General features: G+C 55.0%; 1 protein-coding gene. It reads right to left on the minus strand.

The annotated features are described in order from the left end of the window. A partial coding sequence (locus tag BBB58_RS15475; RefSeq protein WP_338082753.1) for an RNA-guided endonuclease TnpB family protein occupies window positions 1-431 on the minus strand: 431 nt, incomplete at its 3' end. Window positions 432-478 lie beyond the last annotated feature (47 nt).

A 478-nucleotide genomic window follows, 5' to 3' on the forward strand; every position in this document is an offset into this window, starting at 1 on the left:
TCAACGATCCGTCTCGACAGTTTGTGAAGGAAGTCCTTGCGTTGGTTGGCGATCTTTTCGTGTTTCTTGGCCAAAAGTAACTTGGCTTTTTCACGATTCTTGCTCCCGATCTTCTTGCGTGACAGCGCGCGTTGCGCCTTCTTGACCTTCGCTTCGGATTTTCGGAGAAAGCGAGGGTTGTCAATCTTCTCCGAGACCATCGCATCGTTCGTCATGACGGCGAAATGGTCCAAACCGAGATCGATCCCGACCTTGTTCTCGGCTGGGATCCATGGTGCATCCTCTTGATCGACGAGGATGGAGATGAAGAACTTGCCCGTCCTCGTCATCGAGACCGTCGCCGACCGGATGACGCCCTCGAACGGGCGATGTTGTTCGAACTTCACGAAGCCGATTTTAGGCAGTCTCACTTTGCCGTCCTTGATGCGGATCGTGCCGTGCTGGTTGTTCGTCGTGTAGGAGGCGCGCGACCGCCGTC

This window comes from Exiguobacterium profundum, assembly GCF_001909285.1.
Lineage (GTDB): Bacteria > Bacillota > Bacilli > Exiguobacteriales > Exiguobacteriaceae > Exiguobacterium > Exiguobacterium profundum.